Raw genomic sequence first — 14,839 nt, 5'->3', positions numbered from 1 at the left:
TTGGATTGTAGTCATCAACTCTTTCAACGCACATTGATTCAAGAAGAACGCCTATAAAATAGTCATTCGTCATTTGTCATACTCAAGGGAGCCAGAAGCAAGCTACGTCATTTGTCATAGCCATCCTCGCAGCCAATAAACGGCTGTACCAATATATTCCTTGATCGCGCGGGTAGTCTTATCTAAATTTTGAGTATCTGGCAAACCATTCAACAAAGTAGCTGCTAGACTACTATTCGGTTCATTCAATTCTTGTTGAGTGACCAAAAAATCCGTCGGTGCTGGAATCGCCTCAATCCCCTGACGTTGAAAAATCCGTAGGGCGCGGGGCATGTGCATAGCGGAGGTAACTAATAGTACCTTTTGTATTCCTTGCTCCTGTAAAATTTGCCGCACATTGATAGCATTTTGATGGGTGTTAAGTGACGCAGGATCTTGTAAAATAGCTGAGGGAGGAACGCCGATCATTTCTAAGATTACAGCCATATCTGCTGATTCGGGAGAACCCCCACCTCGCCACTCAATCCGCCCCCCAGAAGCAATAACTAGAGGCGCTTTGCCTTCCTGATAAAGCTGCGCCCCATAAAAAACGCGATCGCCTGCTTCATTTAAATCCGGTGCAGGGCGCGGCGGAACAGCCGATCGAGTTGCCCCCCCCAAAACCACGATTGCCTCCGCCTGGGGTAATTCCGTAGGGGGGATATGCTGCCACTCTAGGGATTGAACCATGCTATTGGCAACCCAACCGTTACTGGCGACTAACAAGATAATCAATCCTAAGGCGACAGGTATGGGAACCCAACGGGGACTTTTCCAGGACAAGACTAACGCCACAACCATCAGTACGCAAGCGAGTCCTAATGGATATACAAATAGGGGGAGTAGCTTGGATAGAAATAGAAACATACAGCAGGAAATTAAAAATACAGAATTCAGATTTTATCAAGCCCTTGTGGTAAGGTTAAGAATATAGCAATTAAGCCCTATACTCTATAAAGCGGCTCACTAACCTCAAAAACAATGCAACAATAAAAGTAACCTAGACTTATTCTGAAGTGGAATGCTTCGCCCCGGCGACGCCGATATCTTAAATTTTCTTGAACAAATCCAGCTGGCTCGAAACGTCACGGCTGGTCTACGCTGCTATCGTCTGCGAACGATGTGCTTACATTTTGGACGGTGGCTGAAACTAGACAAAACCCAACTACGCCAGCTTGTTTTCCTAAGTTACTGTCATGGCTTAGGAAAACTCAGCATTCCTGACTCGATTTTACTCAATCCCGGTTCGTTAAGTGAACAGGATTGGGTAAAAATTCGCGAATATCCAGAAGTGTCTGCTTTAGTCTGCAAGCAACTTCCTGTGTTGAGAGAATTCGTCCCTCTAGTGCTATCTCATCAAGAACGACTCAATGGCACCGGCTATCCCAAAGGACTCGAGGGCGATGAAATTCCGTTTATTGTCCAAGTTTTCCAGCTTGTCAACATCGCTGATGCCATTATCAGTAAGCGACTCCATCGTACCCGGAATGAACCCCCAAGCGATCGCCCCTACTGGATGCAAGCCATAGAAGAGATTACCAAGGAGATGGAAATCGGCGCACGAGATCCCAACTTATGTGAGAAGTTTTTCCGGTTTCTTGAGCTGTTCTACCAAGGCGGCGGCTGACGGGATGTAGAGACGTGCCATGGCACGTCTGGGAGCTGGGGAAGATGAGGATGTAGAGACGTGCCATGGCACGTCTGGGAGCAGGGGAAGATGGGGATGTAGAGACGTGCCATGGCACGTCTGGGAGCTGGGAAGAGTTATGACAGTTGTAGGGGCGGGTTTTACTACTATCCTTTCTGACTTCACCCTGATGTGCCTAAACCCGCCCCGATTCGTAGACCAATAACAAAGAACCAATGTAGCAACAGATTTTGCCAGAGGTTGTACGAATAGAAAATGACAAGGGGTTGCTCTAAATTTCCTGTTCCCTGTTCCCGGCAATAACAATAAGCTATCGTAGAGGTTAAACTGGCACGATATACGGATGGTTGCCAATGAAAAAGTTTTTGTTACTGTGTTTGTTTGTCATTGGGCTAGGTTTTGCCCTTCTCAACTTTAAAGGGTTGGCAAATCAGGGTGAATTTGGCTCAATTGTACTGGATTTCCGGGAAGATATTCCCGCTACAGAGATTAGTGCTGAGGTGGACGCGATCGCGCAAAAATACGGCGTGACTCCGCGACTCAATAGCGAATTCTCTGACGTTGACAATATTTACATTTTGGAGGGAGATAAACAAGTCCTGCGTCAGCTCAAACGCTCAGAACTGGCGAAAGACACGGAATATATTGAACCAAACTACATCTACAGTACGTTTTTTGTTCCCAACGACCCCAGCTATAGCCAGCAATGGAATCTTCGCAGCATTAATGTGGAAGCCGCATGGGATGAGACGCGGGGAAGTGGGATTACGGTAGCGGTGATTGATACCGGGGTGAGTCCGGTTCCTGATCTCAAAGATACCAAACTCGTCGAAGGGTACGACTTCGTAAACGATAGAGTTGACGCCTTCGATGATAATGGTCACGGGACTCACGTTGCTGGAACCATTGCCCAATCCACTAATAATAGTTACGGGGTTGCTGGCGTCGCATACCAAGCCAGTCTCATGCCCTTAAAAGTATTGAGTGCAGGTGGCGGTGGTACGATTTCCGATATCGCTGAAGCGATTAAATTCGCTGCCGATAATGGCGCGGATGTGATCAATATGAGTTTAGGCGGTGGCGGTGAAAGTCAACTGATGCAAGAAGCGATCGACTATGCCTATAACAAAGGTGTGGCGATTATTGCAGCAGCAGGGAATGCTAACCAAAATTCCGCCTCCTATCCCGCCCGTTATCCCCATGTTTTGGGTGTTTCTGCTGTGGATTCCGCTGGCGTAAAAGCCCCCTATTCTAACTACGGTGCAGGGGTTGACATTTCTGCCCCTGGTGGTAGTGAAGCGGGTAAGATTGTCCAAGAAACCATTAATCCCAAAACCAAAACTGCCATGTTTTCTGGCTTTCAGGGCACCAGTATGGCAGCCCCCCACGTTGCTGGGGTTGCGGCTTTGGTGAAAGCGAGTGGGATTAATGATCCTGATGAAATTTTCACCGTTCTCCAACAATCCAGTCGTCAGGTTGAAGATGATCCCCTCAACCACTTTGGCGCGGGACAACTAGATGCTGGGGGTGCAGTGCAATTGGCGACGAAGGGACAAATTACCTTCCGCGATTTCTTCCGTTGGTTGCGCGATAGTGGCTATCTCAATCTCCGGTTCTGGATTGATGGTGGTGCAGTTGCACTGCTGCCGAAAGTTCTCATGGTTCTGGGTTCCTACCTCTTGGCGTGGTTCTTACGGAACTATTTGTCCTTTGGCTGGAGTTTGACCACAGGATTAGTGGCTGGAAGTTCGGGATTATTTTTCCTGCGCGGCTTCTATATCTTTGACTTACCCCAGTGGCCCCTACGAGTCATGGGCAGTTCGATTCCGGAACTGGGTACTGCGGTTCAAGGTAGTAGTTTATTAAATCCCATTTTTGCCAGTGTGCTGATTCCCTTTATTTTAGTGGCATTGTTCCTGGGAAATCCCCAATGGAAATGGGTGGCGATTGGTTCAGCCTTGGGTGTTGCCAGTTGTTTGGCGGTAAGTGCGGTAATGTCTCCTAGTCTGCTGTGGTTAGGAAGTGGGATTGGGGCGCGTCTATTCTTAATGGCGAATGCTTTCCTATGCTTTGGACTTGCCTATTTTGCCTCTAAGGAAGAGGGGAGATTTGCATGAGCATTAATGTCACGGGCAAAATCGAACACAAGGATATTGGCATGGGGGCTTGGGCTTTAGTTGCCGATTCTGGAGAAACCTATGAACTTCAGGATGCCCCCGATGAGTTACAGCAATCTAACCTGAACGTGAAGGTGCAAGGAGAGGTGCGAGAGGATGTGATGACTATGGCTATGATTGGTCCAGTCCTACAAGTGCAGTCCTTTGAGGTGATATCGCAATCGCCATAGCGGTTAGGACGAATCTTATGGTAGAGACGTTCCGCCGGAACGTCTCTACTTGTATATCAACCTTTACGTGGATCTAAAAACTGAGTTTATTTTGATTTTTTGTAACAAAATATTAATATTTTGTTTGGTCTAGTTTCCTGTCTCTGTATAATGCTTTTGGTGAATATAAACAGTTAAATAGGATACAGAATTTATGGTGACGAGTTTGCAAAAAGATTTAGTGGATTGTTCAGAAACTTCAATTTCAAAGTCGCAGCAAGTTCTCCAGCAAAATAGCTTTATCTATGTAGAAACAGAAAACCCCAGTTTTAACTGGATAGAATGGGCTAAATTGGTCACAGGTGAGACGTTAAAACCGCAATACGGGCAAGAGATATTCTACGTCAAATGGGAATCTAAATTTCTGAACTTGTCCGACGCCCGAGGTCAACGGGTTTTGCTGCCTCACACCGAAGCCAGCGATTATCAAAACCCACCGAAATATCTAGCACTTTGGTGCAAAAAGCAGGCAAATTGTGGGGGAGGGACAACTACTATAGCTCATGTGGAAGGGTTTGTCAAGACGCTGACGGAAGAGGAAAAGAACAAACTCATGGAGACACGGCACTATTTTGGTGCCACTGGAGGTGTCCACACCCACCGCACCGAAGGCGCCATTCATCCCATCTTATCATTTTCGGGGAACAAGCCTATTTTACGCTTGTCTTGCAACTATATTAAATACGGTGACTACAGCCCCGATCCAGAGAACCTAAAGCCCTTTACTCCCGATCCATTTTTGGCAGAAATTACCGACCGATTTATCGACTATTACGAGCAAAATCACCTAGCAATTCGGATGGAACAATACTCCTGTTTGCTTTGGGATAATCAATGTATGGCACATGCCAGAACTACCTATAGTGATCCAACCAGAGAACTAGAACGTATTTTCTTGGGCTAATCCCCCACTGATTTTTTAGGAGGGAGAATTCCTTGTATTTTTGGGTAATCACTTCATGGGTAAATATCAGACAACTATAGCCAACGCTTAAGAAGGCTGGCAAAACGGATAAAAAAAATTGAGAATAATCGGATGAGAGTATTCAATGAATTGGAATCCAATGTACGAAGTTATAGCCGTTTATTTCCCACGGTGTTTAAAACAGCACAAGGCGCTATTTTAGAAGATAAACAAGGGTTTAAGTACATTGACTTCCTCTGTGGAGTGGGTACACTGAATTATGGACATAATAACCCCCAACTCAAAGAACGACTGATCCGTTATCTGCAGTCTGATGGTATAATCCATGGTCTGGATTTAGCCACGGTGGCGAAAGAGGAATTCCTCGAAACCTTTGCTGCCGTTATTCTCGAACCTAGGCAATTAAATTATAAAGTTCAGTTTCCTGGACCAACAGGAACCAATGCGGTAGAGGCGGCGCTGAAACTGGCTCGCAATATAACGGGGCGCTCAACAGTGATTGCCTTTTCCAATGGCTATCATGGCGTAACCCTGGGTTCCTTAGCCACAACCGCCAATGCTTCCCAGCGGGGTGCTTCCGGCATTCCCACCACAGGCGTAACCTTTATGCCTTATGATGAGTATTTGGGTCGAGATATTGATACAACAGAGTACCTCGATAAAGCCCTGTCTGACAAAGGTAGTGGCGTAGCCCTTCCCGCTGCCGTGATTGTGGAAACCATTCAGGGCGCTGGTGGGGTGAATGTGGCAAGATTTGAGTGGTTGCGATCGCTCGAAAAGGTCTGTCGTAAATATGATGTCCTCTTAATTGTGGACGATATCCAAGTGGGGTGTGGACGAACCGGTACATTTTTCAGTTTTGAAGACATCGGTATTTCCCCTGACATTGTTACCCTCTCCAAATCCTTGAGTGGTTTCGGTTTGCCGTTTTCATTGGTACTAATTAAACCTGAATTCGATCAATGGAAACCCGGACAACATAGTGGTACATTTAGAGGACCCAACCTCGCCTTTGTCACCGCTAAAGCCGCTTTGGATATCTATTGGCAAGATGACAGTTTGTCAGCCTCGGTTAAACAAAAAGGTATCTTCATGGAATCCCGATTGCAGGAGATCGCCAAGATGACAAAGAAAGCCGAGTTTTCGGTTAGAGGTAGGGGTATGATTCAGGGGTTAGACAGCAAAGATGGAAACCTCGCCAAAAAAATCATCCAGACAGCCTTCGCCAAGGGGCTAATCATGGAAACGGCTGGCGCACAAGGGGAGGTGATTCGCTGTCTGCCACCTTTAACTGTTTCGGAAGAGGTATTAGAGAAGGGACTAAATCTCCTGGAAAATGTCGTCAACAAAGTTGTCCAAGACGCCATCTAAGTGGAGATGGTCATTGGTCATTGGTCAATTGTCATTTGTCTCCCACACCCTGTAGCCATTAGTCATTAGTCAATATTAAAATAAATGCCGATGAGTGCTGTCATTGACAATTCTCCAGAAATTCTCAACCGGATCGAACAAATTGAAACTATCTGTGGACGAGATGTAGGTCATGGTATACAGCCACTGGTGCAGGCGGCTAAAGGGGGGCTGCTGGGTGCCGCTCGCTCCATCGCTGAACATCCATCCCCCCATGTCGCAATTATCACAGGATTTTTTATTCCCCATGGCACTCCTCCGGCTGCGGAAAATGATGGTCCCATCGGTTGCGCTCACCTAGCGGCGGGACTTCAAAGAGTTGGAGTACCGGTGCGTCTGGTTACCGATCCTTTATGTCTCAATGCTGTCCAAACGGCGGCGAGGGCAGCGGGAATACCGGCTAACCTGCCTTATGATGTTGTTCCTGTGGATGCGGCTAGCGCTGAAGATCCCTCAGTTTCTTCTATTGTCAAGTTATGGCGAAGTAGCGAACCACCGGTTTCCCATGTTATTGCAATTGAAAGAGCCGGTCCAAGTTCTGATGGTACTGTCCGTAATATAAACGGGGATGATATTACCGCTCATACCGCTCCGTTGCATCTGTTATTTACCCTCAATGACATTATCTCCATCGGCATTGGTGATTTGGGCAATGAACTCGGTATGGCAACCCTTTCTCACGAGCTAATTGCTAAAACGATTAAGCATGGAGAACGAATTGCCTGTGATATTCCTTGCGATTACCCAATCATGTGCGGAGTATCAAACTGGGGAGCCATTGGGTTACTCATTGCCCTGGCTTTGCTGCGTTATGACTGGAAATCTAAGTTAACTGAGGGATTGACCTTAGAGAGCGATAAACATATTTTAACGACTCTGGTTAATCAGGAAGCCGCCATAGATGGCGATACGGGATTGCCAGGTTTTACCATTGAGACTTTTCCCTGGGAATTTCATGGCAACGTATTGACAGAACTTTTAGCCGCCGCCGGTTTGAGCGAGTCAGTTTGAGAGCGCCGCCGCGATACTTTTATCCAAAATATCTAGCCCCTGGTTCAACGTATCAAAATCAATCGTTAGTGTAGACTGAAGATTAATCACTTCTTTGTCCACACCCATGGGTTCAAAGATTAAACCCCGTTGGAACGCTTCATGACTAACTTTTTTCGCTAATCCCGGTAGCTTGCAGGCAATTCCTTGAATCAAACCCAGTCCTCGATGTACGCCGCCGATTTCAGGATAATCAGCAATCATCTCTTGGAGTCGCTGCTTCATGACTTCACCTTTTTCAACGATTTCCTGGGAAAAAGCATCGGTTTTCCAGTATTCTTCCAAAGCCGCCGTGGCGGTAACAAAGGCGAGATTATTACCTCGGAATGTGCCGCTATGTTCTCCAGGTTTCCAGCCGTCTAAATCCGGTCGAATCAACACTACCGCCATCGGATTGCCATAAGCACTTAAAGATTTAGCCAGACAAACCAGATCCGGTTTTAACCCGGCTCGCTCAAAGCTAAAGAACGGACCGGTTCGACCACACCCAACTTTGATATCATCAACAATAAGCAAAATTCCTTGCTCTTGAGTAATCTGGGCAAGGCGCTTGAGCCAAGGCACACTCGCCACATTAATTCCGCCTTCAGATTGCACGGTTTCCAGGATAACGGCGGCGGGTTTTTCCTGATTTCGGCTCAAGTCATCGATCAGTTTTTCCAACTGATTAAGACTATCGTCTTTGGTGCCAGATTGCTCCTCGAAGGGAACCGTTAAAACATTACCAAGGGGAATCCCGGCGGCTTTTTGATAGACTGGATTCGGGGTTACTGCTAGAGCACCTAAGGTATGACCGTGGTATCCTTTCGTGAAACAGATAACGGTTTTTCGACCTGTCACTTTACGGGCAAGCTTCAACGCAGCTTCAGCGGAATTAGTTCCCGTCGGACCGGTAAACATAACCTTATAGTTGAGTCCTCGTGGTATTAAGATGATCTCCTCGAAACATTCGAGAAACTTCCCCTTGGCAGCGGTGAACATATCCAGGCTATGAGTGATGGCATCTGACTCAATGTATTCTAGGAGAGGCTTTTTGAGTTTTGGATTATTATGTCCGTAGTTGAGAGCACCAGCACCGGCTAAGAAGTCTATGTAGGTGCGCCCATTCTCATCGATCAAATGATCTCCCACTGCCTTGGTGAAAACAGTGGGAAATAATCGACAGTAGCTGCGGACTTCCGACTCAATTCTCGTAAAAATGCTCATGTTGTTAACCTTTTGCTAGTATCTTCAAACCCTGGAATAGCGATCGCACCATCTTCACTTAAATTTATAAAATGTCATGTCTACTTAACGAGTCCCAGAATCCAGAATACATTGTATGCTTTTTAGGGTGAATAGAATAAATTCAATCAGCACAGGAAACCATGACACCAAGTCGATTTACTGAATCTGACACCGAGGCGTTGTTTGATGATCAGGAACGAGACAAACGTTTCCGTAGCTTCTGGAACCCAGAAGGGAGTCTCCACTGGGGCTATTTCAACAACTTAGCTGAGGCTCAGGCTGAGGACTTTGTACCCGCCTGTAAGCGCTGGGATGAATATATGTTGGCACAAAGCGGTATTACTGCCGAGTCTCAGGTGCTAGAAGTTGCTTGTGGAAATGGCAACGCGGCTATCTGGTTGGCTCAACAGACAGGATGTGAGGTGGTAGGAATCGATCTCAGTGGCAATTATATCGACAATGCTCAACGCAAGGCGAGTAATTTTCCGTCTCTGCGCCTGAACTTCCAAAAGGAATCAGCCACTAATCTGCCTTTTCCAGATGGTTCCTTTACCCATGCCTGGAGTCAAGGCGCTCTGTACCACATCCCTGAACTAAAGAAGGCTCTGGCGGAGGCTTACCGTGTTCTCAAAGAAGGAGGTATTTTCTTGTTTGATGACTTGATCACGCCAGTCAAGGAAATCAGCGCGACTACCCGCAAATACGTTTATGATCGGCTACTGTTTGAGCCGACATTTAGCCGCGAATCCTATGCCGAAAACCTCACTGAGCTAGGATTTAAAGTGTTGCAGGTCAAGGATTTAAGTGAACATTTGGAAAAGAGCTACGAATTAGTGTCTGAGCTGGCTCAGGAGCAATATCCAGATTTGAGCGCTGCTTTTCAGAAAACCCAAAAGGCAATCGCCGCAGGTGAATTAGGCTGGTGCTTCTACCTCTGTGAAAAGCCAGGTTAGCCAGCCGCAAGAAAATCAAGACATCTAAGACTTTCTTTAACTCTTATGAATTATGAATTAGAAACGTTACTTTTTAATCCATAATTCATGTTTTTTTTCGACAACTCAAGAAGGTAACAGGCAACAAGGATATCGAGTTGACTATGCTCAAAGATAATGCCAATCAAAATTGAGCGATCGCTAAAAATCCCACTCTTCAAACAGTTCAGCAACCGACATGGAAAAGCCAGGAACGATCGCGTCACCCTCTAGCTCGTCTTGAGGACGAAGTAAGCGATCGGGTTCGGGCGAATGGTAAACCAGAACATATTTTTCATCGGGATGAATCACCCAAACTAAGCGAGTATCATTGTCAAAATATTCCACAATCTTGTCGTGGATTTCTTCAACGGTGTTGTTGGGAGAGAGAGTTTCCACCGCCAGATCAGGAGAACCTTGAAAGAAACCACGAGGGGGACGCTTTAAACCCTTGAGCCGTTCTTTAGAGACAAAAGAGACGTCAGGCGATCGCTTGTTGCCGTTCTTTAAGGTAAACGCTGTACTAGAATCACAAACCGTTCCTAATTTGTGTTGCCGAACATAGATTGCCAGAAGCCCCCCCAGAAATGAGCCAATTCCGCCATGCTCCATCCCTGAATTGCCCATATTCACAAGCTCCCCGTTTACTAACTCATAACAATGCCCATCTTTGGACAGTGCCATAAATTCCTCATCTGTCCAAACTTTTTTCTCAGTGGAGATTGTCATCGCCCAAGCTTCCTCTCGATTTTCCGGAATCGCTACTTCTAGTTTGACACGTTACGATAGTGTTTAATAAACATGTATGAATGTCCTCTGAATATTCAGCAACTCTTAGAAGTTAATGCTTCCACCCATCATTCAAAGGCAATTTAGCCGCGATCGCATCTTTCTGGTGGAGTAGCTATGACCTCTATCCCATGGAGGATTTTGGCGAATAGGGAAATGGGGAAGCAGGGGGAGCAATGTAGAGACGTGCCATGAGCAATGTAGAGACGTGCCATGGCACGTCTGGGAGTTGGGGGAGAGCCATGGCACGTCTGGGAGATGGGGGAGATATTGATAAAAAAATGATCTAAACTGCTTGGGATATCTTAATTGGTCTTCCAGTTCCTGTCGATGGTACAAGAAAACGATCACGATTTAATCCGGGAAGCCGAAGCAACCCGTGTGCAGATACTCAGTGAAGCTCTACCTTACATCCAGCAGTTTGCCGGAAGGACGGTTGTGGTGAAGTATGGGGGGGCGGCGATGAAGGATAGCAACCTCAAAGATAAAGTGATTCGGGATGTTGTCTTCTTATCCTGTGTCGGCGTTCGTCCCGTCGTGGTTCACGGTGGTGGTCCAGAAATTAATAGCTGGTTGGATAAGCTGGGGATTGAACCACAATTCAAGGATGGGTTGCGGGTGACGGATGCGCCTACGATGGATGTTGTGGAGATGGTTCTCGTGGGTCGAGTGAATAAAGAGTTAGTCTCTTTGATTAACCGGGCTGGGGGTTTAGCTGTGGGGCTTTGCGGTAAGGACGGGAATTTAATCAAAGCCCGTCCCGAAGGGCGCAAGGGGATTGGCTTTGTCGGAGAAGTCAGCAGTGTTGATATTAAACTGGTGGACTCTTTGGTCAAAAGTGGCTACATTCCAGTTGTGTCAAGTGTTTCAGCCGATGATACAGGTCAAGCCTATAATATCAACGCTGATACCGTTGCTGGTGAAATAGCAGCCGCTTTGGGAGCAGAAAAGTTAATTTTGCTCACCGATACTCCTGGGATTTTGCAGGATTACCAAGACCCCTCCACTCTAATGGCTAAGCTGGATATCCAACAAGCACGAGAGTTAATGGTATCGGGCGTTGTGGCTGGCGGTATGATACCTAAAGTCAACTGTTGTGTGCGATCGCTGGCTCAGGGGGTACGGGCGGCTCATATTATTGATGGTCGAATTCCCCACGCCCTACTTTTAGAAATTTTTACCAATAAAGGAATTGGTTCTATGATTGTGGCATCTGAATTTACGACTTAGCACTGCTTAGCTCAAAATTCTTCCCAGACGTGCCATATTAGTCTGGAACATTGCTTCCCTTAGAGGGGCGGGCGCGAGTCAAGTTATCGGACATCGACAAAACGTTATCGGTAAAACCCGCCCCGATGATTTGGTATGTGGAAGGTTACTTACTTCTGTTTAATAATCCCGTCAATGAAGTGGGGCGTTTCTGGGAACGCTTTCTCGCTTTAGCCTCTCGACGCTGTTTCGCCAGACTTAATCCACTTAGCTTGGCGGGTGGTTCCTCTGGCTCATTTTCTGGCTCATCTTGAGGTTCAGAGGGTACGGTACTCGGTTCATCTTTACTTTTCCACCAAGCTACAACCCAGCCGCCAGCAATTCCCCCAACAGCACCCACTAAGATACTGAAGGGAACCGAGTATCTCAATAAGACCAGGCATAGCAAAAATACTAACCATAGTCTCAGCGCGACTGGGAACCCATCTGAGAAACCTGGGAAAAGTTTATTCATTCCTTTATTCCTTTATTCTTTGCCGTTACATATTATCTTGATAGGTTCATCCTACTAAGGTAAGATATTAATGAGACTGGCACGAAATAAACCTACCTATAGGTCTGCATAGATACTATTTTTCATTTACTCACCCTTTGTCCTTTTGTCAAGGGGCAGTTTTAAAATATTGTGTGAAGATAGAATTCATTGGCTTTAATAAATTTAACTTATGCTTCAAGGGATTTGCCTGGTTAAAACAGTTAAGTTTATTTAAGGATTGTAAATATATTTTACGAATATTCAGGCAGCTTTATCAACGTACATTGAGAGAAGGTTTTCGACTCCTCATATATGTAAACTTTTTCTTAACAACTATTTAAATTAATAATAACTTAATTTATTTCTTTATGTAAAGTTTTTGTGAACCTGACAAAAAACAGGAATTTAAATTATAAATCGCTGTATTCTAAATATTAAAATACAGATTACCCCCTTACTAATATGAATAAACTATTAATAGCTGTGACTTTATCACTGTCTATTCTTCTAGAAGCTTTAGGAGGAAATTCGGTAGGCGCATTAACGATAAGAAGTTGGAACAGCGCCAATCAGCGTGGGGGTGATTTATTCAATGCAGGAAATGGCATATGGCAATATAGTGCATTCAGTTCTAGTCTTCTTGAGCGTTCACATACTATTCTTCCAGGACTATCAACCCTAACTGAGACAAATCTGGCTGACGTTGATGTATTCTTTCACGGAACGTCTTTTAAAACCCTGACGTCAACCGAAAGTACTGTGGTGAGAAATTTTGTTAAAACAGGTGGTTCTGTGATCGTCGAATCCGATTCAAGTTTTTATGAACAGATATCTGCCAATTCTTTACTTGAATCCCTAGGACTGGGTTCACGATATACAGGTGTTGTCGATGGTGTCAATTCTTCTACAGGTGGCACCTTTGAAAATACAGTTTCTCTAACGACTGTCGGTGTCTTAGGTGATCTAAGAGGTCAAACATTTGGTACATCCTTAGCCACTGATATTGAGACAATGGTAACCGATATTACTCCCACTGGGGGAACGCTGATTGGTAAAAATGGCTCAATCAGGTCGATGGTGGAATTTCAGCCCTTTGCTAACGGGGGTCAAGTCTTGGCTGTTGGTGATCCTTACGGTTTTAATCTTTTCCAGAGTTCAAATGGTTTTTTGTATAATTCTAACAATCAAAAAGCCTATTTAAATTTCATCGAGTCTAAACAATCAAGAATACCTGTTCCGGAAACATCAACGGTATTGGCGCTATTGACATTAGGAATTTGTGCTGTGGGAAACAAACTCAAGAAAAAATGATTAAACCATTGATAATTCCGAAAATACCCTTGGTGACAGTAGGAGGATATTGTAGCTGATTGGGGAGACGCATGGATGTGCGAATCGGCGGTTATGGAGGCGGATTTCGGGTAGTCCCAACCCTCACAGGTATCAAGGCTAGCCAGTTTTTGGTTTAATTTATCGTTTCGCCTGTCATTTTGTGGTCATTTTTCATCGGTATATTCAATATTGTTCCTCAACAGTGTCAGGATTGAACCATGAAACGCATCAAATCATTAACTTTGATCGCCGCCGGAGTCTTGTCTACCATTGCTGTGCCACTTGTGAGCCATACACAGACAACCTACACGGGAACAGTTGAGCGGGTGTGGGAAGATGGATTTCGCTTAAGAAGTGGCGATCGCAGCTTCAAGGTGGATACATGGGAGCTCTACGGTGACAACACATCCGAACATATTCAAACAGGCGATCGCGTAACCATCTCTGGAGAATTTGAAAATGGCGAATTTGATGCCAACTCCCTCACCGATGCGGCTACCTCCACACCTTCAACTACCGATACAGAAACTGCCACACCGTCACGGGTGAGCCGCGCACAGACAACCTACACGGGAACAGTTGAGCGGGTGTGGGAAGATGGATTTCGCTTAAGAAGTGGCGATCGCAGCTTTAAGGTGGATACATGGGAACTCTACGGGGACAACACAGCCGAACATATTCAGACAGGCGATCGCGTAACCATCTCTGGAGAATTTGAAAATGGCGAATTTGATGCCAACTCCCTCACCGACGCTGCCACCTCCACACCTTAAACTCGGCGGCTAAAGGTGTTTTGTGGGCTGTGGAAGGCACAAATGCCAAATCCACAGTTCCTATCATAGACTCTCACCAACGCCACAAGATATGCGAATCTTGCTCGTCGAAGATGATCCAGAACAAATTGAACCCCTCCACGCCGCCTTGACTCGTTCAGGGCATATCGTCGATGCGGTGGAAGATGGAACAACCGCCCGATGGCTGATGGGCGAAAAAGACTATGACTTGCTTATTTTGGACTGGATGTTGCCCGGTGAGGATGGTATTTGTCTGTGTCAGCAGTATCGTCAGGCAGGAAAAGCGGCTCCCATTCTCATGCTGACGGCAAAGGATACCATTGCTGATAAGGTGATGGGGTTAGATGCTGGCGCCGATGATTATCTAGTCAAGCCTGTGGATATTGAACAGACCCCAACTAATTGCAAGCAATCTAGTTGGGGATTCTCTCCTGCTGTTACCACGAAGAGCCGCTGTTCTCGGTGAATACCAGGAACTTCTGCCTTGGCACTCCTCCCTGCTATTTCTACTAGGGAGCTAAGAC

16 protein-coding genes and 1 pseudogene are annotated in these 14,839 nt (G+C 45.9%); 12 read left to right on the top strand and 5 right to left on the bottom strand.

All coding sequences use genetic code 11. From position 1 onward, the window contains the following. Positions 1-114: 114 nt before the first annotated feature. Positions 115-906: a YdcF family protein gene (locus tag RIM23_RS17285; protein ID WP_446368414.1), complete on the bottom strand. Its 792-nt coding sequence runs from the start codon at positions 904-906 to the stop codon at positions 115-117. Between the two features lie 154 nt (positions 907-1,060). Here RIM23_RS17285 and RIM23_RS17280 point away from each other — a divergent pair, with 154 nt between their 5' ends. From RIM23_RS17280 to RIM23_RS17250, 7 genes are all read left to right on the top strand, one after another. Further along, positions 1,061-1,666 carry an HD-GYP domain-containing protein gene (locus RIM23_RS17280; RefSeq protein ID WP_446368413.1) on the top strand — a complete coding sequence of 202 codons (606 nt, stop codon included), beginning with the start codon at positions 1,061-1,063 and terminating at the stop codon, positions 1,664-1,666. A gap of 19 nt (positions 1,667-1,685) precedes the next feature. Further along, positions 1,686-1,892, top strand: coding sequence for a hypothetical protein (locus RIM23_RS17275; protein WP_446368412.1), 207 nt, complete (start codon positions 1,686-1,688; stop codon positions 1,890-1,892). A 148-nt stretch (positions 1,893-2,040) separates the two neighbouring features. Beyond that, positions 2,041-3,804: a S8 family peptidase gene (locus tag RIM23_RS17270; RefSeq protein ID WP_446368411.1), complete on the top strand. Its 1,764-nt coding sequence runs from the start codon at positions 2,041-2,043 to the stop codon at positions 3,802-3,804. Further along, positions 3,801-4,034: a hypothetical protein gene (locus RIM23_RS17265; RefSeq protein WP_446342074.1), complete on the top strand. Its 234-nt coding sequence runs from the start codon at positions 3,801-3,803 to the stop codon at positions 4,032-4,034. The genes RIM23_RS17270 and RIM23_RS17265 overlap by 4 nt, the downstream gene beginning before the upstream one ends. Before the next feature lie 193 nt (positions 4,035-4,227). Further along, positions 4,228-4,977 carry a TauD/TfdA family dioxygenase gene (locus tag RIM23_RS17260; RefSeq protein ID WP_446368410.1) on the top strand — a complete coding sequence of 250 codons (750 nt, stop codon included), beginning with the start codon at positions 4,228-4,230 and terminating at the stop codon, positions 4,975-4,977. A 132-nt stretch (positions 4,978-5,109) separates the two neighbouring features. After that, positions 5,110-6,369, top strand: coding sequence for a diaminobutyrate--2-oxoglutarate transaminase (gene ectB, locus RIM23_RS17255; protein ID WP_446368409.1), 1,260 nt, complete (start codon positions 5,110-5,112; stop codon positions 6,367-6,369). A 90-nt stretch (positions 6,370-6,459) separates the two neighbouring features. Continuing rightward, a complete protein-coding gene (locus tag RIM23_RS17250) occupies positions 6,460-7,419 on the top strand; it encodes a glutamate cyclase domain-containing protein (protein WP_446368408.1) in 960 nt (319 codons plus the stop codon). Here the strand turns inward: RIM23_RS17250 and ectB (RIM23_RS17245) are convergent. After that, a complete protein-coding gene (gene ectB / locus RIM23_RS17245) occupies positions 7,411-8,664 on the bottom strand; it encodes a diaminobutyrate--2-oxoglutarate transaminase (protein ID WP_446368407.1) in 1,254 nt (417 codons plus the stop codon). The two genes, RIM23_RS17250 and ectB (RIM23_RS17245), sit on opposite strands and share 9 nt — an antisense overlap. Before the next feature lie 161 nt (positions 8,665-8,825). Between ectB (RIM23_RS17245) and RIM23_RS17240 the strand changes: the two genes are divergently transcribed. Next, a complete protein-coding gene (locus tag RIM23_RS17240) occupies positions 8,826-9,638 on the top strand; it encodes a class I SAM-dependent methyltransferase (protein ID WP_446368406.1) in 813 nt (270 codons plus the stop codon). A 180-nt stretch (positions 9,639-9,818) separates the two neighbouring features. On the opposite strand, the gene RIM23_RS17235 is transcribed toward RIM23_RS17240, so the two are convergent. Then, positions 9,819-10,385: a Uma2 family endonuclease gene (locus tag RIM23_RS17235; protein ID WP_446342060.1), complete on the bottom strand. Its 567-nt coding sequence runs from the start codon at positions 10,383-10,385 to the stop codon at positions 9,819-9,821. A gap of 143 nt (positions 10,386-10,528) precedes the next feature. Continuing rightward, a complete protein-coding gene (locus RIM23_RS17230) occupies positions 10,529-10,660 on the bottom strand; it encodes a hypothetical protein (protein WP_446368405.1) in 132 nt (43 codons plus the stop codon). 115 nt (positions 10,661-10,775) lie between these two features. On the opposite strand from RIM23_RS17230, the gene argB reads away from it, so the two are divergent. Further along, positions 10,776-11,675, top strand: a complete 900-nt coding sequence (gene argB, locus RIM23_RS17225; protein WP_446368404.1) for an acetylglutamate kinase — start codon at positions 10,776-10,778, stop codon at positions 11,673-11,675. Positions 11,676-11,820: 145 nt separating this feature from the next. On the opposite strand, the gene RIM23_RS17220 is transcribed toward argB, so the two are convergent. After that, on the bottom strand, positions 11,821-12,168 hold the full coding sequence (locus tag RIM23_RS17220; RefSeq protein ID WP_446368403.1) for a hypothetical protein: 348 nt from the start codon (positions 12,166-12,168) through the stop codon (positions 11,821-11,823). Positions 12,169-12,651: 483 nt separating this feature from the next. Between RIM23_RS17220 and RIM23_RS17215 the strand changes: the two genes are divergently transcribed. The 3 genes and pseudogenes from RIM23_RS17215 to RIM23_RS17205 form a co-directional block, all read left to right on the top strand. Next, positions 12,652-13,500, top strand: a complete 849-nt coding sequence (locus tag RIM23_RS17215) for a hypothetical protein (RefSeq protein ID WP_446368402.1) — start codon at positions 12,652-12,654, stop codon at positions 13,498-13,500. 239 nt (positions 13,501-13,739) lie between these two features. Next, positions 13,740-14,294: a DUF5666 domain-containing protein gene (locus RIM23_RS17210; protein WP_446368401.1), complete on the top strand. Its 555-nt coding sequence runs from the start codon at positions 13,740-13,742 to the stop codon at positions 14,292-14,294. Between the two features lie 91 nt (positions 14,295-14,385). Beyond that, a pseudogene (locus RIM23_RS17205) lies at positions 14,386-14,706 on the top strand (response regulator); the annotation flags it as partial. Between the last annotated feature and the right edge of the window lie 133 nt (positions 14,707-14,839).

The sequence above is a fragment of the Coleofasciculus sp. G3-WIS-01 genome, from assembly GCF_040223135.1.
Classification (GTDB): domain Bacteria; phylum Cyanobacteriota; class Cyanobacteriia; order Cyanobacteriales; family Coleofasciculaceae; genus Coleofasciculus.
The sequence above is the reverse complement of the archived record's forward strand: the minus strand, read 5'-3'. Positions and strand labels throughout refer to the sequence as shown.